Origin of the sequence: Gordonia sp. 852002-50395_SCH5434458, assembly GCF_001665905.1 — a bacterium.
Classification (GTDB): Bacteria; Actinomycetota; Actinomycetes; order Mycobacteriales; family Mycobacteriaceae; genus Gordonia; species Gordonia jacobaea.
This window is the reverse complement of the sequence record NZ_LZTC01000023.1, coordinates 1-23,168: the sequence shown is the minus strand read 5'-3', so window position 1 is coordinate 23,168 and position 23,168 is coordinate 1. Positions and strand designations below refer to the sequence as shown.

Here is a 23,168-nt window from a genome sequence, read left to right as displayed (position 1 = left end):
TCTCCGATTCGAGCCCTACCGCGATGGTAGTGACGCGATTCAGTCGCGAGTGAGTTTCCGGTGAGTAACCCGGTGCGGACGCGCGGCGTCGGGTCCGAGCCGGTCGACCTTGTTCGCCTCATACGCCTCGAAGTTGCCTTCGAACCAGAACCATTGTCCCTCTTCGACATTGCCCTCCCACGCCAGAATGTGGGTACAGGTCCGGTCGAGGAACCACCGGTCGTGGCTGATCACCACGGCACATCCCGGGAACGACTCCAGGGCGTTCTCGAGCGAGCCGAGGGTTTCGACGTCGAGGTCGTTGGTCGGCTCGTCGAGCAGGATCAGGTTGCCGCCCTCTTTGAGCGTCAACGCCAGGTTGAGGCGGTTGCGCTCACCACCGGAGAGCACCTCTGCCCGCTTCTGCTGATCGGGACCCTTGAAGCCGAAGGCGCTGACGTACGCACGCGAGGGCATCTCGTTCTGGCCGACCTCGATGTAGTCGTTGCCGTCGGAGACGACCTCCCACACGTTCTTCTTCGGGTCGATGTTGGCGCGGTTCTGGTCGACGTAGCTGAGCTTGACCGTATCGCCGACCTTCACCGAGCCGGAGTCGGGCTCCTCGAGTCCGACGATGGTCTTGAACAGCGTCGTCTTACCCACACCGTTGGGTCCGATGACACCGACGATTCCGTTGCGCGGCAACGTGAACGACAGATCCTTGATCAGCACGCGACCGTCGAAGCCCTTGTCGAGGTTGGCGACCTCGACCACCACGTCACCCAGACGCGGCGGCGTCGGGATCTGGATCTCCTCGAAGTCGAGCTTGCGCGTCTTCTCGGCCTCCGCTGCCATCTCCTCGTACCGCGAGAGGCGGGCCTTGTTCTTCGTCTGACGGGCCTTGGCGCCCGAACGGACCCAAGCGAGCTCTTCCTTGAGCCGCTTCTGCAGCTTCTGGTCCTTCTTGCCCTGGACCTCGAGACGCTCGGCCTTCTTCTCCAGGTAGGTGGAGTAGTTGCCCTCGTACGGGTGCAGCTTGCCGCGGTCGACCTCACAGATCCATTCGGCCACATGGTCGAGGAAGTAGCGATCGTGCGTCACCGCGAGGACTGCGCCGGGGTACGACGCCAGGAACTGCTCGAGCCACAGCACGCTCTCGGCGTCGAGGTGGTTGGTCGGCTCATCGAGCAGCAGCAGGTCGGGCTTGGACAGCAGCAGCTTGCACAACGCGACGCGACGGCGCTCACCACCCGAGAGGTGGGTGACAGGGGAATCGCCGGGCGGGCAGCGCAGTGCGTCCATGGCCTGGTCGATCTGCGAGTCGAGGTCCCAGGCGTCGGCGTTGTCGAGGTCTTCCTGGAGCTTGCCCATCTCCTCCATGAGTTCGTCGGAGTAGTCGGTGGCGAGCAGTTCGGCGATCTCGTTGAAGCGGTCGAGCTTCTGCTTGATCTCGCCCATCCCCTCCTCGACGTTCTGCTTGACCGTCTTCTCCTCGTTGAGGGGCGGCTCCTGCAACAGAATGCCGACGGTGGCCTCCGGGTCGAGGAATGCCTCGCCGTTCGACGGCTGGTCGATTCCCGCCATGATCTTGAGGATCGACGACTTACCGGCACCGTTGGGACCGACGACGCCGATCTTGGCGCCCGGGTAGAAGGACATGGTGACGTCGTCGAGAATGACCTTGTCACCGTGCGCCTTGCGCACCTTCTTCATCGTGTAAATAAACTCGCCAGCCACGTAATGTCCTCACCTGCGGTTTTGTGGTCATCTGCGCTCGAGCTCCGATACCGGAGAGTGCATGCGGGGTATCGCCCTCCGGCGACACGGCAGGCTCTCGGCGCAACGTCGCGTACCACTCTATCGACGTGGCGCGACACTCTCCCACATGGCCGTGATCGAGTCGGACCCGCCCGCCCGCGAACACGGCGCCGCGATCGCCGCAGACGTGCGAACACGATCACTGGCACCATCGAGAGGGTGACCGCCTCTGCGCCGCTGACCGAGCTTGTCGAGCTCACCGGCGGCGTCTTCTGTATGGGTTCGGATCGCTTCTACCCCGAGGAACGTCCCGCACATGAGCGTCGCGTCGGCGCTTTCGCGATCGAACGGCATCCGGTGACCAATGCGCAGTACGCGGCGTTCGTCAGCGACACCGGGTACGTGACCGTTGCCGAGAGCGACATCGACCCCGTCGATTTCCCCGGCTCCGACCCAGCGATGCTCGTTCCGGGTGCCCTTGTCTTCACACCGACGGCCGGCCCCGTCGACCTCACCGACTGGCGAGCGTGGTGGCGATGGCAGCCGGGAGCGTCGTGGCGTCACCCGCTCGGACCCGCGACCGACATCGTCGGGCACGACGACCACCCCGTCACCCAGATCGCGTACGCCGACGCCGTCGCCTACGCCGCGTGGGCGGGCCGTCGACTCCCCACCGAAGCCGAGTGGGAGTACGCCGCACGTGGCGGCGTCGTCGGACACGAGTACGCGTGGGGCGACGAGTTGCACCCCGAGGGTGAGATTCTCGCCAACACGTGGATCGGCAACTTCCCGTACGCGAGCGACGGCTGGAGCGGAACGTCGAGGGTGGGGAGCTATCCACCGAACGGCTTCGGACTCCTCGACATGATCGGCAACGTCTGGGAGCGCACGTCGGACGTCTTCACTCCGCGCCACGTCCCGCCCGATCTTGCGACGGTCTCCCCCGACGGTCGGCCGGACCTCTTGACGCCCACCACATCTCCACAGGTCACGCGTGTCACGAAGGGCGGCTCGCACCTGTGCTCACCGCAGTACTGCCGACGCTACCGACCCGCCGCCCGCTCTCCACAATCCGACGACTCGGCGACGTCGCACCTCGGATTCCGTTGCGCCGCAGACGTTATCGCCTCATGACGAGTCCCGCCCCGATGAACACACCCCTCCCGCATTCACCGTGGCGACCACTCGGTCACGCCGCAGCGCCAGCCGCATCGTCGGGTGCGGCGACGCCCGACGCTTGCGTATCCGCAGACTGAGGAGCCGCGACATCGCCGCGACCGCGGTACTCGACGACGCAGCGTGCGAGGTCGAGGCCGACCGAGTCGGCGATCATCTCCAGCTCCGTGCGCGATTCGCCGCCGCTGGTCGTGTAGCTGTTCGTGTGAATTGCCCCGTGCACGATGACCGGCCGCCCCTTCTCGACCGCGGACGCCACGCCCGCGACCAGCCGCCGCCAGCACGAGACGGTCAGGAACAAGCTGTTCCCGTCGATCCACTCGCCTGTTGCGCGGTCTCGTCGACGCGTGTTGCTGGCCATGCGGAACGAGATCACCTCGTCGCCGTTCGCCATGCGGTTGCGCCTGGGGTCGGAGATCACTCGGCCCACGATCGTCGAATACGTTTCGTACATTTGCTCCGCTCCTGCCGTGAGGTGCCATCCGCTGCAGGCACCGAGTTTCCGAACTCGGGCTGAGATGGCTGACTGTGAGCATTCCGGAGAACAAGCTCCCGACACCGAGCGCGAGACCAAGCTGTGGACAGGACTCCGCCTGTGGATACGGCCAACGTCACCGAATACGGCCGAAGTCAGGGCACCCGGCTCGCTGCCGTACACTCTGCGTGTCGGTTTCGCCTCCGTAGCTCAGGTGGATAGAGCAAGGGCCTTCTAATCCCTAGGTCGCAGGTTCGAGTCCTGCCGGGGGCACCAGTCACATCCTTGCCGGCCTCCGGCCGGTGTGCGCCCACTCGAGTGGTTTGAGAGAGATTCACGCGGGCGCACCGAAGACCGCTCATCACGCCGTCGGGCACGGTCATCAGCAAGATTCGAGCGTCCACACCGGTTGCGCGAACAGCGGTGCGGGCAGCAATCTGATGCTCTCCGGCGACGCCTTCACCAGCACGAGTTGCCCGCCGACTGGCGTCACCGATCGAATGCTGTCGCGCCGCAACAACACCGTCGACGCCGGCGTGTCGACGCGCAGGAACTCATCGTCGGCGCCCGCTCCCCATGTGGCGCCCGGGGCGAGGATCTTGCGGTTCTGGACGTGGCCAGCGATCAGCGCGGCGCCGATCCATGCAACCGAGCACACGAGGAACACGCTCACACCGATCAGCAGTCCCAAGGACCACCCGCTGCCCGTCGCAATACACACCGCGGCAAAGATCGTCGCGAAGACCGCGGCTATACCGACAGTGCGCGCCCAGAGGCGAGGCGCTGCGAGCGACGACAATGTGGCGCGTCGGGCGTCGCCTTGCCGCGCGGTCCATTCGATCTGAATCGGAGGCAGATTGCCTGCACCATTTGTCGGACTCATCCGACGAGCTTGTCATGGCACCACTGTTGGCATCGAGAAGCGCTGGCCTGCGACACCGAAATCGATCACGCCGATGGACGAGTGCCCATCGGCGTGATCGATTCCAGTGGGTTATGCCGTTGCCTTCTGCCCCTTCTCGGCGTCCTCCAACTGCTTGAGAAGCGCGAAGGACAGGAACGTCATCGGACCCTTGTCTTCGAAATGCTCGTTCACGTTGCCTGCGATCCCGCCCTCGAGAGAGAGCTTGCTGAGCAGATCCAGCTTGAGTTGCGGAGCGCCTTCGGAAAGGTCCAGATCAGCGATATCAACCCACACGATGTTCGGCCGAGTGGTGGAGTCGTACACGAATCGCCCGTTGGTGAGATCGCTGACTGTCTGCCAAATCGTTTGTGAGGCATCGGGTTTGCCGGGATCGGGGATACGGAAGGGCTGCGCGGCATTGCGGATCACGCTGAACATGCCCGCGATGGCCTCGAGTTGACTCGCCGGCTTCGGCAGACGGCTCGCGTAGTACGCGGCACGCGCAAAGCGGTGCTCGGCGAGGGTGTCGCCGGGGAGTGGCGCGTCGCCCCCGAGGCCCTCCCACCTCTTCAGCAGTTCGAGTTGCTGATCGTAGGTGGGTGAATTGGTCATCACGTGGTAGGACCGATCGTGATACACCTTGGCGTGACCGTCGAGGTACTCGATGATCACGGAGTCGCCGGTCTTGTCGTCGAGTGCGAGGTGAATCGCGGGCGGTTTGCCGCCGGTGGGGTCGGGCATCTGGATGACCTGCACATCGGTGCTGTTGATCCATTCAACGGCCTCGTCCACGGTGGCGAAGTTGTCGAGGAAGTACTGCAGCCACACCGCCTGACTCAGCGCCGGCCGTGATTCATCACGGGTCCCATAGGTCGATTCGGCCAGCCACAGGATGTGGCCCGCCAACCCCGCCTCGTTGAGACCGTCGACGGAAATGATGTCGTAGGCCGCGGCGATGACACTGCCGTACTTCGACGTCCACGTCAGCTTGCCCTCCACGCCGTCGTCTCGAGAAATACCCTTGGGCTGAGTCCAGAGGTTGGTCATCAGATCTTTGTGAAAATCCATGTTGCGTCCGACGAGAACTGCTCCCGCGGCATCTGGCCAAATCACTCGGGTGCACATTGTGAAACCACCACTTTCAATAGGAAGAGACTGCCTGACCTACAAACAAGCGTGGGCCATATCCTTTACTTTAAGCTGGGTATGCTGGATTCTGTGCCGTATCAGGCACGTCTTGTCACCATTCGGTGGCAATGCGTCCCGAATTGTGCTGTTGTCAGGACCTTGGTCCCAGATATCGACGACCGATGAGTGTCCGTGGCAGAGTCTGGCGATGAGTCTCCTCACGTCCGCATCCAACCAGATGAGGTCGTAGGCAAGTCCAGAAAAGGGCCGAATGTCCCTATCGCCGAACATATTTCGACGATCAGCTCGTCGGTACGGGCCTCGACTCGTCACGTTCAATGCCATGGTTTGCGACCAGATGAGCGTGAATCCGTAACCACTGTGGACCATGTAAATCGACGACTTGCGCTCATTGCTAAATTCGCGACATCAGTGTGTGGAAAACACGTCGAATGAGCGCAATTCCGCGTCGAGGCCACGTAGGGCGGGCGGATTCGCGCCAGGCTTTTACCGTGCCTTGTCAGTCACTTTGTTACCTATCGCCAAGGCGCGGAGGGCGTCGATTCTCTCGCGAGATCTGGCGATCTGCTCGACCGGCCGATCCTGCCGAGTCCAGTTGCCCGCCACCCATCGCTGATAGCGTCATCAACTGATGTCTGAGCACACCCCCGGCACCCAGTGGCACACCCGTAGCGAGACCCCGGCCGACGTACCGACCGTTCGAGAGGTCACCCTCGCCGCGTTTCCGTCCGCGGAGGAAGCCGAGATCCTCGACGGCTTACGGCGTGACCCCGCCTGGATTGACGGACTGTCGATCGTCGTCACCGACGAGACGGGACGTGTCGTGGGGCATGGCGTCGCGACCCGAGGCTACGTCGACGACTCTCCGGTCCTGGGATTGGGGCCGGTGTCGGTGCTGCCGCAATTCCAGAACCGCGGTGCGGGCAGCGCCGTCAACCGTGCACTTCTCGAGGCCGCAAGGCAGATGGGTGAACCACACGTCGTCGTGCTCGGGCACGAAGACTACTACCCGCGATTCGGGTTCGAACGCGCATCGACACACGGGATCACCGTTCCATTCGACGCCCCTGACGATGCCGTCATGGCCCTGACACTCGACGAGACCAAGCCGCTTCCGACCGGAGTCATGCACTACGCCGCGCCGTTCGGCGTGTGAATCATCCTGGAGAACAACACCTCTCAGCTAAGCGCCGCGCGCTCCCGCAGTTCCGCGCCACCCACCGATGAGGTGGATCGTGTGATAGATGAGCAGCGCGCAGACCGCACCGATCGCGATGCCGCCGAAGCTCACGTCGCCGATGGTCCAACTGAAGTCCGCGATGGCGATGATCAGTGGAATAGCGGCGGTGAACTGGTTGATCGGGCGGGAGAAGTCGACGCGGTTGGTCACCCAGATGTGCACACCGATGATCGCGACGAGGCCATAGAGCGCCGTGGTGATGCCTCCGAGGACCCCGGAGGGAACCGACGCGATCACGGCACCGATCTTCGGGCACAGCCCCAGGATGATCGCCGCAGCAGCAGCGACCCAGTACGCCGCCGTCGAATACACCTTGGTCGCGGCCATGACACCGATGTTCTCGGCATATGTCGTGGTCGCCGACCCTCCGCCCGAACCCGCGATTATCGTCGACAGTCCGTCGGCGAACAACGCTCTGCCCATCCGGTCGTCGAAGTTCGCTCCGGTCATCATCGCCACGGATTTCACGTGTCCGATGTTCTCGACCACCAGCACGAGTACCACGGGTAAGAACGTCGGGATCACCGAGAGGTGGAAGGTCGGGGTCTGGAAATCGGGCAGGCCGATCCAACTCGCAGCGTGGATGGCGCTCGTGTCGACCTCGTTGCGGATCAACGCCACCACATAGCCGATCACCACACTCAATACGATGGCCAGTCGTCCGAGCAGTCCGCGCAGGAACGCGATCGATAAGACCAGCAACACCAGCACGATCGTCGCGGTCACCGGCTGCTTCTCGAAGTTCGCCTTTGCCGATGGCGCAAGGTTCAGGCCGATCAACGCCACGATCGTTCCGGTGACGATCGGGGGCATCACGAGGTCGATCCATCGGACGCCCGCGAAGTGCACGATGACGCCGATCAACGCGAGCAATGCACCCACAACGACGATTCCGCCGAGCGCAGACGATTGCCCGTTCGACGCCGTCGCCGCGAGCACCGGCGCGATGATCGCGAAGCTCGAACCGAGATAGCTCGGCAGCCGGTTACCGGTGATGATGAGGAACAGTGCGGTACCGATCCCGGAGAAGAGCAGCGTTGTGGCAGGCGGGAATCCGGTGAGCACGGGTACGAGGAACGTCGAGCCGAACATGGCGACGACATGCTGCAGGCCGATACTCACCGTCTTGGGCCACGACAGCCGCTCCCCCGGTCCGACAACGTCGTCGACGTCGACGCGTGTCCATCCCATGTTGTCGGCCAGTCGTCGCGACGTCGTGGTGGCGCCGGAGCCCCCGCGCTCGCTCCCTCCACCGTTGTCGCCGTCGCCATCACGAGTTTCGTCGTTACGCACGAGAATCAGTCTGCGGGATCGCAGAGCGCGACGCCGGGTTACCGACATACCGAGACTGGCGACCGCGCATACCCGGGCCCCGAGCCGATCGGTAACCCACTGTCGGACAGCACTTTTGCGTTGACAGCCGCCTCCCAGCGTCGCCGCAGGGCGCGGTCAGCGAAGCTCCATAGTGTTCTCCTCGTCGGCAACGCCGCCGGCAGGTAGTCACGAAGGAGATCCCATGCCTATCAACACCCCTCCGCAGCAGAACAACAACGGCCCGCGCCAGGCCCCTGCCCCGCAGCCGCCGCGTCGCCGTCGTCGCCAGCGCTTCTGGAATGCACGCGCGCACCGCTGGGACTGGCGCTGGGTCTACTGACCTTCCGGCCCATGGGAGCCGACACGGACGTCCGACGCCGCCATGAGCGCCATCGACGCCCGAGTCGGCTCCTGTTCTCATGCCTACCGACACAGAAGGACGTCCGATGAACGCGCGACAAGCTTTTCGACGCTTCTCTCCCGCAGTACGAGGCGAGGCCAGACGATTCGCCCTCGCGGGAACCCTGCTCGGCATCGCTGCGGCATGCGAGGTGGTTGCCGTCTTCGTGCTCGCAGATGTCATCGACGGCGCGCTCGACTCGAACAGCGTCACCACGTTTGCACGCCTTGCGCTCCTCTGGCTCCTCATCACGGCAATCTCCTGCGGCGGAGACTATTTCGGTCAGGTCGTGTCCGTGGGCATCTCCGAACGCGTCGTGTTACGGCTGCGTGATCAACTCTTCGACCACGTCCAGCGCCTTCACCCCGTCCAGCATCGACGGCTGGGCCTGGGCAATCTCGTCACCCGGCACACCGGCGACCTCGAAGCGGTCGAGTACCTGATCGGGACAGGCGTGATGCAGTTCGTGATCGCGCTGGCCCACACCATCGGCTTGGTCGTCGCCGCACTCATCATGAGCTGGCAGGTCGCGCTCGTCGCGCTGGCCGCAGTCCCGGCGCTGTGGGGTCTGTCCGCATTCTTCGCCCGTCGGCAGGAACGCGTCACCCGCGACGAACGAGGCGCCAACAGCGACATCGCCGACTCCGTCGAAACCGCACTCCTCGGCCACGAGACGGCCGTCGCCTACAACCAGCAGGGGCGCGAACACGCTCGACTCCACCGGCACGGGGTCACCTGGATGAGCGCCCGCCTTGCGCAGACCCGCGTCGAGGCCGGACTGGGCGGCATCTTGAGCTTCGGGCAGGTCGTCGTCACGTTGGCCATCGCGATCGTGGGCGTCTGGCAGGTACGCCAGGGCCAGCTCAGCGTCGGCGGGCTGCTGGCCCTCACCGGCTATCTCGGGATGCTCTATCCCAAGATGCAGGAGCTGGCCGACATCCGGATCGCCATCGCGTCCGCGGTGATCAGCGCCGAGCGTGTTGCCGAGGTCCTCGACGTCGCACCCGTCGAACGCGTCGAACTCGCTGACATCCCCGCGACCGTTCGATCACCACTACGCCCGACGACGCCGGTCGGCATCGCGCTGCGCGACGTCACCCTGGCGCGCGAGCACCAGACGGTCCTCGACGCCGTTGACCTCGACCTCGCGCCGGGGACCATCACCGCACTGATCGGACCGAGCGGCGTCGGAAAGTCGACGCTGGCGTCGCTGCTGTGCCGATTCGAACATCCCGACTCCGGGAACCTGACCATCGGCGACGTCGATTACGACGACCTGACCGGCCGCTGGATTCGCGATCACATCACGTTGCTTCCCCAGCAGCCGATCATCAAGGGCGCCAGCATCTCCGACAACATCGCCTACGGCCGGCCGGCCGCGACTCGCGAAGAAATCATCGCCGCCGCGGTGGCCGCCGACGCCGACGAGTTCATCCGCAGATTGCCCGACGGCTACGACGCCCGGCTCGACGACGGCGGCCTCACGCTCTCCGGTGGTCAACGGCAACGTATCGCGATCGCCCGTGCGATGCTCCGGAACACTCCGGCGCTCATCCTCGACGAACCGACGTCGGGTCTCGACGCCGCGACCACGAGCCGAATCCTCGACCCCCTCCGGCGGCTTGCCGACGGGCGCACCACGCTGCTCATCACGCACGACACTCGGGTCACCGCGATCGCCGACCGCATCATCGAACTCCGCGACGGGCATCTCTACGACCTGAGCCGGTGGATGGAACCGGAGAACGCTCCGGCGTGACGCGATAGTGCACACGCATCCGACCTGTATGTACGCGGGAAATACACTCGGCCGGTTATGCAACAAGAACCCTATGCACACTATTGCATAGTGCGTAGGTGCATTGGTACGGTCGAGTCGTGGCACTCGAACACGCGATCATGGTGTCGCTCTCCGAACGCCCGGGCACCGGCTACGAGATCGGCAGGCAATTCGACCGGTCGATCGGCTACTTCTGGTCGGCGACGCACCAGCAGATCTATCGCACACTGGGCAAGCTCCACGCCGAGGGCATGGTGAGCTTCGAACCCGTCGCCCAGGAGGGCAGACCGGACAAGAAGGTCTACACACTCTCCGACGCGGGCCGTCAGGCACTGCGCGAGTGGGTTTCGTCGCCGACGCCCATGCAACAACTCCGCGACGACCTCGGACTCAAGATCCGAGCAGCAGAGCACGCCGACCTCACCGACGTCATCGACGAACTCCGCAGGCACCGCGCCGAACACCTTGCGCGACTGCACCTTTACCAGTCGTTCGAGAAGGACGACTACCCCGACCCGCAGGCACTGACCGGCCGCCGCCTCCATCAGTACCTGGTACTCCGCGGCGGCGTACGCATCGAAGAAGGCTTTGTCGGTTGGTGCGACGAAGTCATCACCGCGCTCGACGCCGAGCAGCGTCGAACATCCACCGCGTCGACGCCATCCGTCGGCAACGAGTCCTGACCACCAACCCACCCCATCCCCGACGACCCAGGAGAACGCAGATGTCAGCCCCATCCGCGAATACCAGCTCGAGCCAACCGAATCCGTATTATCCGCGTCTGTTCGAGCCCCTCACCGTCGGCGGGATGACGTTGCGCAATCGCATCGTCATGGGGTCGATGCACACCGGCCTCGAAGACCGCGTGTGGGACACCGACAAGCTGGGCGCCTACTACGCCGAGCGCGCACGCGGCGGTGCCGGCCTGATCATCACGGGCGGCTTCGCGGTCAGTCGCACCGGCCAGCTCCTGCCTTTCGCGGGCAAGATGACCAACGTGCTCGACGCCAAGCGGCATCAGCGCGTCACCCGCGCGGTGCACGACGCGGGCGGCAAGATTGCCATGCAACTCCTCCAGGCGGGCCGCTACGGCTACACGCCACTGAAAGTTGCTCCGGGAAGCGAGAATTCGCCCATCCACCCCTTCAAGAACCTGCCGATGCCCGAGTCGGTCATCCGGCACGTGATCCGCTCGTACGGGCAAGCCGCGAAGCTGGCGCGTCAGGCCGGCTATGACGCCGTCGAGATCATGGGCGGCGAGGGCTACCTGGTCAACCAGTTCCTGTGCCCGCACACCAACGACCGCACCGACAAGTGGGGCGGCTCCACCGAGAACCGGCAGCGCTTTCTGGTGGAGGTGATCACCGAGATCCGACGCCGCGTCCCCCGCGACTTCCCGGTCATCCTTCGGCAGTCGATCGCCGACTTCGTCAAGGGCGGACAGACCTGGGACGAGATCGCCCTCATGGCGCGCAAGGCCGAGGCGCTCGGCGTCGACGCCATCAACACCGACATCGGATGGCACGAAGCCGGCGTGCCGACCATCGTCACCTCGGTGCCACGCGCGGCGTTCGTCAAGTTCACCGAACGACTGCGCGACGAGGTCTCGATCCCGCTCATCGCGAGCAACCGCATCAACACCCCGGAGGTGGCGGAGGAGATCCTCGACCGCGGCCGCGTCGACGCGGTGTCGATGGCTCGCCCGCTCCTGTCCGATCCCGAATTCCCGGTGAAGGCCATGACCGGTCGCGCCGACGAGATCAACACCTGCATCGGCTGCAACCAGGCATGCCTCGACCACGCGTTCGTCGGGAAGAAGGTGTCGTGCCTGCTCAATCCGCGTGCCGGACGGGAAACCACGCTGACCCTCGGCGCGACGCGTCGGGCACGCAAGGTCGCCGTGATCGGCGCCGGACCGGCCGGACTGTCGGCCGCGGTCACCGCCGCACAACGCGGCCACCGGGTCGAGCTCTTCGAGGCCGGTCCGACGATCGGCGGCCAATTCTCCATCGCCGCAAGGATTCCCGGTAAAGAGGAGTTCGCCGAGACGCTGCGCTACTACACCCGGCAGCTCGAGCTCAACAACGTCCGCGTCCATCTCGAACAGCGCGTCGACGCCGAGCACATCATCGCCGAGGGCTTCGACGAGGTGATCGTCGCCACCGGCGTCACCCCACGCATACCCGACATCCCCGGTGTCGATCACCCGATGGTCATGTCGTACGCCGAGGCAGTGCTCGGCCACCGCGAGATCGGCAAGCGTGTCGCGGTGATCGGCGCGGGCGGCATCGGTTTCGACATCACCGAATTCCTCACCGTCGACGACTCACCCTCCCTCAACCTCAAGGAATGGGAACAGGAATGGGGAGTCAGCGAAGACCTCGACGTTCCCGGCTTCCTCACCACGCCCCGACCGCTTCCGGTAACCCGCGAGGTCTTCCTGGTGCAACGCAAGCGCGGCAAGCAGGGCAAGACACTCGGCAAGACCACCGGGTGGGTACATCGGGCGAGTGTGAAAATGAAAGGCGTAGAACAGATCTCGGGTGCAACCTACGACAAGATCGACGACGCCGGACTTCACCTGAGTTTTCACGATGACGACGGCTCGGTCCGTGAGACGCGCCTCCTCGAGGTCGACAACGTGGTCATCTGCGCGGGACAGGAGTCCGTCCGCGACCTCGTCGACCCGCTGACCGTGGCGGGCATCCGAACGCACGTCATCGGTGGCGCCGACCTGGCCGCCGAGCTCGACGCCAAGCGCGCGATCCGTCAGGGCACTGAGGTCGCAGCGGGTATCGAGTAAACCGCTACCAATCGATCGACACCCAGACCGATTCGACGTACGTGCAGCCGCAAAACTGAGAAGCTGTGTGGGTCGCACGTCCGTCGATCGAAGGAGTGGCATGGCGTCTCCGTTTGCCGAGCGGCGTTGGGGCTCGACGTCGAGTCCACTGCGCGGCCCGATGACCGCTCTCGCGAAGACGAGCGTCGGCTCGTGGGTGGTGCGTCGATCGGCCGGTGTCGACCGGCGTGTCCTGCATGCCTCGAAGGGGCGGTTCACCGTACTGGGGCCGATCGGGGCTCCCACGCTGCTGTTGACGACCACCGGCGCAAAGTCCGGGCTGTCGCGGACATCGCCGCTGCTCTACGCCCGCGAGGGCGACGACATCTTCGTCGTCGGGTCCAATTTCGGCCAGGAACGCCATCCCGCCTGGACGGCCAATCTCCTCGCCAACCCCGCCTGCACGGTCAACACGGCAGGCGTCGAGGTCGACGCCGTCGCGACGCTTCTCGACGGCCCCGAGCGCGAGCGGATCTACCGCCTCTTCGAGAGCGACGTCACCGACGTGTACTCGGTCTACCGCGATCGCACCGATCGCGAGATCAGGGTGTTCCGGCTCTCGGCGAGCTGACCAGCGCACAGCCACGCGACCGGTTCGCGATCGAGCCACGCCGGCGGCGCTACCATGACCGCCATGCCCATTGCGTCTCCCGTCGTGTCCGCACGCGCCGTCGTCACCGGCGCGTCCTCCGGAATCGGAATGGAACTCGCCCGCGAACTCGCCAGTCGCGGGCACTCACTGATCGTCGTGGCGCGTCGCGGGGACATCCTCGAAGAGCTCGCAGTCGAGCTGCGCACGCAACACGACGTGCAGGTCGAGGTACGACCGAGCGACCTGTCGGATCCGACTGCCGTCGAGATCCTCTCCGCAGAACTCGCCCAGCGTGAGGTCTCGGTGCTCTGCAACAACGCGGGCATCGCCACGTTCGGTCCGGTCGCCGAGCTCGATGCCGACTACGAGCGCGCCCAGGTCCGGCTCAACGTCAACGCCGTGCATGACCTGACCCTCGCGGTGCTCCCCCAGATGGTTGCTCGCGGCTCGGGCGGCATCCTCATGGTCGGTTCGGCAGCTGGCAACATGCCGATCCCCAACAACGCCACCTACGCGGCGTCGAAAGCCTTCGTGAACACTTTCAGCGAGTCGCTGCGTGGCGAGGTCGGCGGTTCGGGTGTCCACGTCACCCTGCTCGCGCCAGGACCTGTCCGTACTCAGACACCGGACCCCGAGGACGCGTCGATCGTCGACAAGATGGTGCCCGGCTTTCTGTGGCACGACAGCGCGGAGGTAGCCAAGATGAGCCTGGATGCGTTGGAGCACAACAAGATGCGCGTTGTGCCCGGAACGCTGTCGAAGGCAATGTCGGTCGCGGGCGGCTACAGTCCGCGGGCGCTCGTCGCTCCCATCGTCGGCACGTTCTACAAGCGACTCGGGCCAGAGTCCTAGGAACCCGATGCCACTCGAAGAATTGCTCCGCATCGGTACGCCGCGCCCGATCGTGCGGTGGGGCGACCCTGTCCTGCATACGCCTGCCCGTCCGGTGACCGACTTCGACGACCAGCTGCAGCATCTGATCGCCGACATGTTCGCCACCAATACCGCGGCACCGGGTGCGGGTCTTGCCGCGGCCCAGATCGGCGTCGACCTCGCGGTATTCGTGTACGACTGCGGCGACGAGACAGGCAGGCGACGTACGGGCGTGATCTGCAATCCCGAGCTCGAACTCCCCGAGGGCCGCGACAGGGAACTCGCGACGCTGGGCGAGGGATGTCTTTCGCTGCCGGGTGCCCATGAGGATCTCGCCCGTCCGAAGGTCGCGACGTGTCGAGGCGTCGACCAATTCGGCCAACCGGTCACCGTGACAGCGGGCGGGATACTCGGCCGCTGTCTACAGCACGAGACCGACCACACGCGCGGCATGGTGTTCGGCGATCGCTTGACCGCCAAGGCTCGCAAACGACTCTTCCGCGACGCCGATGAGGTTGCCGATCGGTACCCCGACGATTGGCCCGTGTCGCCAATGGTGTGACCCGGCTCGCGATGACCGGCTCTGCCCTTCACCGGGACAAATCGAGAATCTGATAGTTAGCCAAATCACACAGTGCTAGTTTCTGAGAACTTACTCACAGGTAGGTGCTGGCTCGTTCTCAGGAGGTCTCATGCGTCGCTTCACCCGTCTACGTCGGACAGTCATCACGGCCGCAACGCTATCCGCAACTGCCGCAGCCGTTTTCGCCACTTCCGTACACGCGGAGGCGGCCCCTTCGCTCTACATCAACCACAAGCACACCACGGTGACCACTCACCTCAAGAATCTCGGCGTCGACGTGGTCTTCACAACCACAGAGCGGACGAAGGCCGAGTCGATGCCACCGTTCGCACTGGAATCCACGATCCAGTCGGCGCAGACACGTGCCGCGTGGAGACTGGCCGACCTACGTGTAGCAACGCTGCAAATCAAGATGATTCCCGACGGACCAGCGACCGGAAACGCCACGCCGACGGGCCAGGGACCGATGGACGTCAAGGTCACTCAGAAGCTCAACATTCAGATCCAGCGGATCGAACCGCTTGGGATCAAGGAGTTCAATCTCGTCGGTGCTCCGTGTACGACAAGCACCCCCGCTGAACTGGTGCTGACCGGCCAGATCCCCTTCTCCGAGGACGAGGGCACCGATTTCTTCGCACCCCTCACCCTCAAGGGCGACCTGACGATCCCACCGCTGGCAGGCTGCGGCGCGCTCACACCGCTGCTCAATCCCATCGCATCCGGCCCGGGCAATGCGGTGACGGTCCAACTAGACCTGTAGCACTCAACGGTGCCGGGCGTCGTCCTCAACGCCGACGACGCCCGGTACCGAAGATCGCTCGACTGAACTCGCGGCCCGCCTGGCCGGCAGCGTTGCGCAAGAATCTCTGCATCGGCTCGCTCGTCAGGATTTCGGTGATCATGCCGGGCTCTTCGGGCACAGGAGCAGGTACAGGTGCCGGGGTCGGCGCAGGCGCCTGCGCGGGCGGCGTCGGTGCCGGAGCGTCGGGCGACTCACCGGGCGAGAGCATCTTCGCGGCGAGCATTTCGTAGGCCGACTTGTTGTCGATGGCCGTGCCGTAGGTGTGGTAGAGCGGACTCGCTTTCGCTGCGGCCGTGATATCTGCTGCCGCAACAGCTTCCATCGACGACCGGGGCGCTCGAATGACCGTCCACGCGACCGGCGTCGGCGCACCTTTCTCCGACAGCACGGTCACGATCGCCTCGCCGGTCCCGAGTGACGTCAGCGCCTGATCGAGCTTGTAGACGTCCGATACCGGGTAGGTCTTGACTGTCTTGCTGAGCGCCTTCTGATCGTCGGGGGTGAATACGCGCAGCGCGTGCTGGACTCGGGCGCCCAATTGGGACAGCACATCGTTGGGAATGTCGGTCGGCAACTGCGAACAGAAGAACACGCCGACGCCCTTGGACCGGATCAACTTGACCGTCTGCACCACCTGCGCGATAAAGGCTTTCGACGCGTCGTTGAACAGCAGATGCGACTCGTCGAAGATGAAGACCAGCTTGGGTTTGTCGACGTCGCCGACCTCGGGGAGGGACTCGAACAGTTCCGCCAGTATCCACATGAGGAACGTGGAGAACAGGACCGGATTGGCGGCTTGATCGCCCAACTCGAAGAGAGTGATGATGCCGCGGCCGTCCGGAGCGAGCCGCAGCAGATCCTGCGGATTGAGTTCCGGCTCACCGAAGAACGTATCGCCGCCTGCCGCTTCGAGATTCGTCAGTGCGCGCAGGATGACTCCGGCGGTCTGCGTCGAAACCCCACCGATCGCCTTGAGTTCTGGCTTACCCTCATCGCTGGTCAGGTAGGCGATCACCGACCGGATGTCTTTGAGGTCGAGCAGGGCCAGGCCGTTCTTGTCTGCCCAATGGAAGATCAGTCCGAGCGTCGATTCCTGGGTGTCGTTGAGCCCCAACACCTTACTGAGCAGAATCGGCCCGAACGCAGTGATCGTCGCACGCACCGGCACCCCGATCCCCTGCGATCCGAGCGACACGAACTCGACCGGATACGCCGTCGGCGACCAGTCGTCGCCGGTCTGCGCCGCGCGTGCGGTGATTCTGTCGTTGGACACCCCCTGCCGGCTCAGCCCCGACAGGTCGCCCTTGATGTCGGCCATCACGACCGGAACGCCATTGGCCGACAACTGTTCTGCGATGAGTTGCAAGGTCTTGGTCTTACCCGTGCCCGTCGCTCCGGACACCAGCCCGTGACGGTTCATCATCGCCAGCGGGATACGAACCTTGGCCGTCGAGTCGACCTGGCCGTCGACAGATACCGTGCCGAGTTCAAGCGCTGTCGAAGCGAACTGGTAGCCCTGTGCGATCGTCTGGGCGGCCTGGGTGGGATCGGTCACGAACATGTCCTTCCGGCGGTTGGATTGCCCGAGCACGACAGTGGTCACAGCTCTGGCGGGTCGGTGCACTACAGCAAACAATAGCCGCGGATCGTCGCCCGCTAAGGTTGATGCGTGCAGGACAAACTGGTGTGGATCGATTGCGAAATGACCGGCCTCGATCTCGAGAAGGACAAACTGATCGAGATCGCCGCCCTGGTCACCGACAGTGACCTCAACATTCTGGGCGACGGCGTCGACGTGGTCATCCACGCCGACGACGCCGATCTCGACGCGATGCCCGACGTCGTGACCAAAATGCACGCCGACTCGGGACTGACCGACGAGGTTCGACGGTCGGCGATCACCGTCCCGGAAGCCGAGGCGATGGTCCTCGACTACATCCGCGCGCACGTGACAACGTCGGGCGCAGTCCCCCTCGCAGGCAACTCGATCGCCACCGACCGGGGCTTCATCGCCCGGGACATGCCCGAACTCGACGCCTACCTGCACTACCGCATGGTCGACGTCAGCTCGATCAAAGAACTCACTCGACGCTGGTACCCGCGCGTCTACTTCAATCAGCCCGAAAAGGGCCTCGCGCACCGCGCCCTTGCCGACATCCGCGAGTCGATCCGTGAGCTCCGCTACTACCGGGCTGCGGCCTTCGTTCCCCAGCCAGGCCCCGACGTCGACACCCTCACGACGATCGTCAAGGATCTCGGGCCTGCCTGAACACGCAGGTCAGTCAACCGATTGGAGTTCGGAGCGTCCGAACCGCTAGAGTATGACCTTGGCTCTGGGACCCAGTGTTCTTCCTGGGTTTCCGATGCCGATGGTGAGCGTAGTTCAGTTGGTAGAGCACCAGGTTGTGATCCTGGCTGTCGCGGGTTCGAGTCCCGTCGCTCACCCCGCAGGTCAAGGCCCTGCCCACGGATCAGTGGGCAGGGCCTTGTGCGTTCGGTGAGCGCGTCGTCGTAGCGTGGAGTTCACTTTCATGCTCTACGATCTGCACCCGTGCTGGAAGATCTGAACAAGGCCGCGAAGAAGTCGGGGCTCCACGTTGCGCCGGGCAAGAAGAAGGACACGTACTCGGTACGAAAGTCCAAGAGCGGCAAGCTCATCGCCAAGAACGTCGACGCCGACGAAGTCAAGAAGATCATCAAAGACCGCAAGTGACCCCCACCAACTCAGGGACGACTCTGGTCAACCAAGGTGGGCCAGCATCGTCACCAGTTGGTCGTGTTCTCCCGACACCTCGGAGAACCGCAGCGGCTTGACCCGCTCGACCAGAATTTCGCGGTCAGCGGTCGGCAACAGTGCCATCACCTCGGTGAGGAAGTCGTCGAGTGGCATGGCCCAGTCGGCTTCGGCCTGTCCGGGCATGAGGTCGGTCTGCACTGCCGGCGGGACCAACTCGAGGACGTCGATCCCCTTGTTCGCCAATTGAATTCGAAGGCTCTCCGAGAGCGAGTGGATGGCAGCCTTCGTGGCGCTGTAGGTAGGGGCACCGACCATCGGGGTGAACGCGAGACCCGACGACACCGTGATGAACGTGGCTCCGTCCTTACCGGTGAGTGCGTCGGTGAAGGCCGCGACCAGACGTAGCGGCCCCAGGATGTTGGTGTCGACCTCGACGGCCGCCGTCTCCAGGAAGTCGGGGGTCGTAAGGTCCTCGGCGCGCATGATCCCCGACATCGCGACAACCACGTTCAGGTCGGGGAAGCGTCGGTTCACGTCCGCGGCCGCGCGGTTGACGTCGTCGGTGTCGGTCGTGTCGATGCGGACCGCTTCGATCCCGGGGTGCTCGGCGACGATCTGGTCGAGGAGTTCGCTACGCCGCCCGCCGACGATGACCGTGTTGCCCGCCTCCTGCAGCCTCAGAGCGAGACCGAGTCCGATACCCGACGTCGCGCCCGCGATGAAAATGGTGTTACCGCTTGTCTTCATGTCGTCTCCTCGTTGCCGTGTGGTCCGGCCGTGTGCCGTTCCTCGGTCGTGTCACCGAGTTCACTCCCCTGTCGCGACTCCGACAAGGCACCCGATATCCGGGGACCGACGATCCCTGGTTCACCTCCGGCTGATCGGTCACCCTGGAGAGATGACCGAACATCCACGGCCCTTTGAGCGTGCCCGGTGAGCACCGTCGATCGGGCGGGCCTCGCCGAGTTCCTCCGTCGGCGCCGCGAGTCGTTGCAACCCGCAGACGTCGGTCTCGGCGTCGGACAACGCCGCAGAGCCCGCGGGCTTCGACGTGAGGAGGTCGCGGCGCTCGCCGGAATGTCGGTCGACTACTACACACGACTCGAACAGCAACGCGGCCCGCATCCATCGGACCAGATGGTCACAGCCATCGCGCGGGCACTGCACCTGTCCCTCGATGAACGCGACCACCTGTTCCGCTTGGCAGGACACAACGCGCCCGACCGACTCAGCCGCGACGATCACGTCTCCCCCGGCATGCTGCGCATCATCGACCGCCTCACCGACACTCCGGCGATGGTCGTCAACAGTGCCGGTGAGACTCTCGTACAAACCCCGCTGGCCGTCGCACTCGTCGGGGACGACAGTGCCTTCACCGGGCTCAGCCGCTCGATCGCGTATCGGTGGTTCACCGACGCCGATACCCGTGGGCGGTTTCTCCCCGAGGATCACGCCCTACACGCACGGGCGCACACGGCCAGGCTGCGGGAGGCCGTCACCCGGCTCGGACCTGATTCGCGTGCAGCTGAAGTCGCCGACGCCCTACTAGCCGAGAGCGCCGAGTTCGCGGAGTTGTGGCACCGCCACGATGTGGGCGTCACGCTGACCGATATCGACAAGCGGATCGTCCACGTTTCGCTCGGTGTCATCGAGGTGCAGTGCCAGACGCTGTTCGATCCGAGCAGCGCTCAGGCACTCCTGGTCTACACCGCTGTCCCGGGCTCGTCCGACCACGAGAAGTTGGCGATGCTCGCAGCGTTCGCCGACTGAACCGCCGACCACTCGGCCTCAGAGGCTGCGCGAGATGATCTCCTTCATGATCTCGTTGGTGCCCGCGTAGATCTTCTGCACACGCTGATCGGCCCACATCCGCGCGATCGGGTACTCGTTCATGTACCCGTAGCCACCAAAGAGTTGCAGACACTCGTCGGCCACCGCCATCGCCCGCTCACTGGTCCACCACTTGGCCATCGCGACTGTCGGGATGTCGAGCTTGCCGTCGAGATGCTTGATGATGCAGTCGTCAGTGAACACACGGGCGATCCGCGCCTCGGTGGCGACCTCTGCGAGCTTGAACTTGGTGTTCTGGAATCCGAAGATGGGTCGGCCGAACGCTGTGCGGTCCTTGGTGTAGGCGAGTGTGTGCTCGAGCGCGACCTCCATCCCTGCCGTCGACGCGACGGCGATGATCAGACGCTCCTGCGGAAGCTGCTGCATGAGCTGGATGAAGCCCTGCCCCTCGTCGGTGCCGAGCAGGTTCGACGTCGGTACCCGCACACTGTCGAAGAAGAGCTCCGAGGTGTCCTGCCCGCGCTGCCCGACTTTGTCGAGCACGCGACCACGCCTGAACCCGGGACGATCAGCCTCGACGAGTACCAGCGAGATTCCCTTGGCGCCCTCGCTCACGTCGGTCTTGGCGACGACGATGATGAGGTCGGCCTGGCCGCCGTTGGTGATGAAGGTCTTGGAGCCGTCGATGACGTACTCATCACCCTCGCGGATCGCCTTGGTCTTCACGGCCTGGAGATCGGATCCGGTACCCGGCTCGGTCATCGCGATGGCGCCGACGACCTCGCCCGACGCCATCTTCGGGAGCCAGGTGCGCTTCTGCTCCTCCGACCCGTAGGCGAGGAGGTAGTGGGCGATGATCCCGTTGTGCAGACTCGCACCCCACGATGAGTCCGCGATGCGCGCCTGCTCTTCGATCAGCACCGCTTCGTGGGCGAACGTTCCGCCGCCTCCGCCGTACTCCTCGGGAATCGACATGCACAGCAGGCCGAGTTCACCTGCTTTGTTCCACAGCTCACGGTCGACGTGGTGCTGCTCGATGAACTTCTCGATATTCGGCTTGATCTCCTTCTCGCAGAAACTGCGAGCGAGATCGCGCACCGCTGTCAGGTCGTCGGTTTCCCACGGGGAACGCTCGGCCATGCTGTACACCTCGATCGTCGGCAAACAATGTCACCGCCGATCGTAACAGTGACTGGTGTCACGGTAGGTGCTAGGCGTTGCCCTTCGACCAGACCGCCCAGGGGACATTCCAGTCGCCGAGTCCGTCGGTGCCCGAGAGCGTCCCGCCCGCGGTGTTCTTGACGATCACCGGGTCGCCTCGCAACGTGTTCTGCATGACCCACAGCGCGTTGTCGGGACTGAGATTGAGGCACCCGTGGCTCGTGTTGGTGTTGCCCTGCGCCCACACCGACCACGGTGCGGAGTGGAAGAAGATTCCGCTGTAGGACATACGGGTCGCGTAGTCGACCGGGGTGCGGTAGCCGTCTGCGGAACCGACGGGGACGCCGTAGGTCGAGGAGTCCATGATCATGTTGTCGTGCTTGTCGGACACGAGGTACACACCGTTGTCGGTCTCGGTACCCGGCTTGCCCATCGATGTCGGCATCGTGCGGATGTCCTTGCCGTCGCGATTGAACACCACCTGCTTGGTGCGGTCATCGGCGGTCACCACCATCGAACGACCGACGGTGAAGTTCGACTTGAGATTCTCCTGCCCGAAGACGCCATCACCCAAATCGATGCCGTAGGTGTTCACCGCAACGGAGACCTTGGTTCCCGGCTTCCAGTAGTCCTTGGGCCGCCAGCGAACCTCGGTATCGCTGATCCAGTAGAAGGCGCCCTCGACCTGAGGCGTGGTGGTGATGGTGATCGCGCGCTGGGCGGCCTTGCGATCAGCAATGGGTTCGTCGAACTTCACGGCGACCGGTTGCCCGACACCGACGGTCTCGCCGTTCGACGGGGTCAGGTACGCCTGTGTCAGATTGGCAGGTGCTCGCGTGGTGAACGAGACGCGCTTGGTGCTGGTGCCGCCGATACCCTTTGCGTCGGCCTGCACTGTGTAGTTGCGCGCGTAGCCGAGAGGCTCGGCACTCGTCCATCGCGTCGCGTCCTCGCTGAGGCTTCCACGCAACGGCGTGCCGTCGGCCTTGTCGATCCGCACATTGGTCAGTGCGCCCTCGCTGGCCTGAACCGTGATCGGCGCACCGGGCTGAATGCCGACCGCCTGATCGATCAGTGGCCTGTCGGCCCACTCGGTGATCTCGACGCCCGGCATGAGGAGATCGCCGAAAAGTGCTGAGCTCTGCACATTCTCGGAGTATTTCGCCGTCTGCGAGCACGAGCTCAGCAGCGCGGCCACGGCAACCACCATTCCAACGATCATCAACCCGCGTCGCTGGATACGACCGCTCACCATGTGACTCCTGCCCGATGTTCTAACGATCCGCGGGCCTCCGTTGTGTGGAGCCGCAGATGTGGATCAAATGACTGTGCGCGATGGCGCGCCACCAGTGTACGAGATACGACGAATGCCCGAGTCGCCCGACATGACCATTAGCCCGCCATGCCGTACGACCGAACGACAGAGACCAGTGTCCGGCGCAAAAAGCGATCGCCCCGGACGGAACCGGGGCGATCGCGGTAGTTGTTGTGCGCCATCAGGGACTCGAACCCCGAACCCACTGATTAAGAGCCCACTAGTGTCGCGTGTCGTTAATTAGTTTATGGTTCGTGGTTTGAGAGAATTGGCTATGGCGAATTCTGCGGCCCCGGC

At 64.4% G+C, this 23,168-nt stretch carries 22 protein-coding genes and 2 tRNA genes; 15 read left to right on the top strand and 9 right to left on the bottom strand.

Annotation, left to right across the window (positions count from 1 at the left end; genetic code table 11):
* Window positions 1–39: 39 nt before the first annotated feature.
* The gene (gene ettA / locus A5785_RS05040; RefSeq protein ID WP_269449443.1) at window positions 40–1,716 is read right to left on the bottom strand and encodes an energy-dependent translational throttle protein EttA; all 1,677 of its coding nucleotides are present in this window, start codon (window positions 1,714–1,716) and stop codon (window positions 40–42) included.
* Window positions 1,717–2,013: 297 nt separating this feature from the next.
* Here ettA and A5785_RS05035 point away from each other — a divergent pair, with 297 nt between their 5' ends.
* Window positions 2,014–2,871 carry a formylglycine-generating enzyme family protein gene (locus A5785_RS05035; protein WP_197500799.1) on the top strand — a complete coding sequence of 286 codons (858 nt, stop codon included), beginning with the start codon at window positions 2,014–2,016 and terminating at the stop codon, window positions 2,869–2,871.
* 55 nt (window positions 2,872–2,926) lie between these two features.
* On the opposite strand, the gene ssb is transcribed toward A5785_RS05035, so the two are convergent.
* On the bottom strand, window positions 2,927–3,367 hold the full coding sequence (ssb, locus tag A5785_RS05030; RefSeq protein ID WP_005207768.1) for a single-stranded DNA-binding protein: 441 nt from the start codon (window positions 3,365–3,367) through the stop codon (window positions 2,927–2,929).
* Window positions 3,368–3,587: 220 nt separating this feature from the next.
* Here ssb and A5785_RS05025 point away from each other — a divergent pair.
* Window positions 3,588–3,664 (top strand) — tRNA-Arg (locus A5785_RS05025).
* A gap of 106 nt (window positions 3,665–3,770) precedes the next feature.
* On the opposite strand, the gene A5785_RS05020 is transcribed toward A5785_RS05025, so the two are convergent.
* Window positions 3,771–4,271, bottom strand: a complete 501-nt coding sequence (locus A5785_RS05020) for a hypothetical protein (protein ID WP_005207769.1) — start codon at window positions 4,269–4,271, stop codon at window positions 3,771–3,773.
* A 111-nt stretch (window positions 4,272–4,382) separates the two neighbouring features.
* Complete coding sequence (locus tag A5785_RS05015; RefSeq protein ID WP_005207770.1) at window positions 4,383–5,417, bottom strand: linear amide C-N hydrolase; 1,035 nt, start codon at window positions 5,415–5,417, stop codon at window positions 4,383–4,385.
* Window positions 5,418–6,072: 655 nt separating this feature from the next.
* On the opposite strand from A5785_RS05015, the gene A5785_RS05005 reads away from it, so the two are divergent.
* Window positions 6,073–6,597, top strand: coding sequence for a GNAT family N-acetyltransferase (locus A5785_RS05005; RefSeq protein ID WP_005207771.1), 525 nt, complete (start codon window positions 6,073–6,075; stop codon window positions 6,595–6,597).
* A 27-nt stretch (window positions 6,598–6,624) separates the two neighbouring features.
* Here A5785_RS05005 and A5785_RS05000 read toward each other — a convergent pair whose 3' ends face one another.
* On the bottom strand, window positions 6,625–7,872 hold the full coding sequence (locus tag A5785_RS05000) for a uracil-xanthine permease family protein (protein WP_039856549.1): 1,248 nt from the start codon (window positions 7,870–7,872) through the stop codon (window positions 6,625–6,627).
* 325 nt (window positions 7,873–8,197) lie between these two features.
* Between A5785_RS05000 and A5785_RS23215 the strand changes: the two genes are divergently transcribed.
* The 8 genes from A5785_RS23215 to A5785_RS04965 all read left to right on the top strand — a co-directional run bounded on the left by A5785_RS23215 (window position 8,198) and on the right by A5785_RS04965 (window position 15,825).
* Window positions 8,198–8,335, top strand: coding sequence for a hypothetical protein (locus tag A5785_RS23215; RefSeq protein ID WP_156527355.1), 138 nt, complete (start codon window positions 8,198–8,200; stop codon window positions 8,333–8,335).
* 106 nt (window positions 8,336–8,441) lie between these two features.
* Entirely contained in the window at window positions 8,442–10,154 is a 1,713-nt protein-coding gene (locus A5785_RS04995; protein WP_064862091.1) for an ABC transporter ATP-binding protein, read from the top strand.
* 119 nt (window positions 10,155–10,273) lie between these two features.
* Window positions 10,274–10,858: a PadR family transcriptional regulator gene (locus A5785_RS04990; protein WP_039856536.1), complete on the top strand. Its 585-nt coding sequence runs from the start codon at window positions 10,274–10,276 to the stop codon at window positions 10,856–10,858.
* Between the two features lie 41 nt (window positions 10,859–10,899).
* Window positions 10,900–12,978, top strand: coding sequence for an NADPH-dependent 2,4-dienoyl-CoA reductase (locus A5785_RS04985; RefSeq protein ID WP_064864765.1), 2,079 nt, complete (start codon window positions 10,900–10,902; stop codon window positions 12,976–12,978).
* Between the two features lie 100 nt (window positions 12,979–13,078).
* The gene (locus tag A5785_RS04980; protein WP_005207782.1) at window positions 13,079–13,588 is read left to right on the top strand and encodes a nitroreductase/quinone reductase family protein; all 510 of its coding nucleotides are present in this window, start codon (window positions 13,079–13,081) and stop codon (window positions 13,586–13,588) included.
* 54 nt (window positions 13,589–13,642) lie between these two features.
* On the top strand, window positions 13,643–14,461 hold the full coding sequence (cmrA, locus tag A5785_RS04975) for a mycolate reductase (protein WP_005207783.1): 819 nt from the start codon (window positions 13,643–13,645) through the stop codon (window positions 14,459–14,461).
* Between the two features lie 7 nt (window positions 14,462–14,468).
* Window positions 14,469–15,044 (top strand): peptide deformylase, encoded by a 576-nt coding sequence (def, locus tag A5785_RS04970; protein WP_005207784.1) that lies wholly within the window; start codon window positions 14,469–14,471, stop codon window positions 15,042–15,044.
* A gap of 130 nt (window positions 15,045–15,174) precedes the next feature.
* On the top strand, window positions 15,175–15,825 hold the full coding sequence (locus A5785_RS04965) for a hypothetical protein (RefSeq protein WP_005207785.1): 651 nt from the start codon (window positions 15,175–15,177) through the stop codon (window positions 15,823–15,825).
* A gap of 25 nt (window positions 15,826–15,850) precedes the next feature.
* On the opposite strand, the gene A5785_RS04960 is transcribed toward A5785_RS04965, so the two are convergent.
* Window positions 15,851–17,422 carry a helicase HerA-like domain-containing protein gene (locus A5785_RS04960; protein WP_064864881.1) on the bottom strand — a complete coding sequence of 524 codons (1,572 nt, stop codon included), beginning with the start codon at window positions 17,420–17,422 and terminating at the stop codon, window positions 15,851–15,853.
* Window positions 17,423–17,536: 114 nt separating this feature from the next.
* On the opposite strand from A5785_RS04960, the gene orn reads away from it, so the two are divergent.
* The 3 genes from orn (at window position 17,537) to A5785_RS23455 (ending at window position 18,580) form a co-directional block, all read left to right on the top strand.
* Complete coding sequence (gene orn, locus A5785_RS04955; RefSeq protein ID WP_005207787.1) at window positions 17,537–18,136, top strand: oligoribonuclease; 600 nt, start codon at window positions 17,537–17,539, stop codon at window positions 18,134–18,136.
* Window positions 18,137–18,239: 103 nt separating this feature from the next.
* Window positions 18,240–18,312, top strand: a tRNA-His gene (locus tag A5785_RS04950).
* Between the two features lie 106 nt (window positions 18,313–18,418).
* The gene (locus tag A5785_RS23455) at window positions 18,419–18,580 is read left to right on the top strand and encodes a hypothetical protein (protein WP_005207788.1); all 162 of its coding nucleotides are present in this window, start codon (window positions 18,419–18,421) and stop codon (window positions 18,578–18,580) included.
* A gap of 27 nt (window positions 18,581–18,607) precedes the next feature.
* Here A5785_RS23455 and A5785_RS04945 read toward each other — a convergent pair whose 3' ends face one another.
* A complete protein-coding gene (locus A5785_RS04945) occupies window positions 18,608–19,351 on the bottom strand; it encodes an SDR family oxidoreductase (protein WP_064864763.1) in 744 nt (247 codons plus the stop codon).
* Window positions 19,352–19,537: 186 nt separating this feature from the next.
* Here A5785_RS04945 and A5785_RS04940 point away from each other — a divergent pair, with 186 nt between their 5' ends.
* Window positions 19,538–20,374, top strand: coding sequence for a helix-turn-helix transcriptional regulator (locus A5785_RS04940; RefSeq protein ID WP_064864762.1), 837 nt, complete (start codon window positions 19,538–19,540; stop codon window positions 20,372–20,374).
* Window positions 20,375–20,392: 18 nt separating this feature from the next.
* On the opposite strand, the gene A5785_RS04935 is transcribed toward A5785_RS04940, so the two are convergent.
* Window positions 20,393–21,535: an acyl-CoA dehydrogenase family protein gene (locus A5785_RS04935; protein WP_064864878.1), complete on the bottom strand. Its 1,143-nt coding sequence runs from the start codon at window positions 21,533–21,535 to the stop codon at window positions 20,393–20,395.
* 70 nt (window positions 21,536–21,605) lie between these two features.
* Window positions 21,606–22,811: a L,D-transpeptidase gene (locus tag A5785_RS04930; protein WP_005207792.1), complete on the bottom strand. Its 1,206-nt coding sequence runs from the start codon at window positions 22,809–22,811 to the stop codon at window positions 21,606–21,608.
* Window positions 22,812–23,168 lie beyond the last annotated feature (357 nt).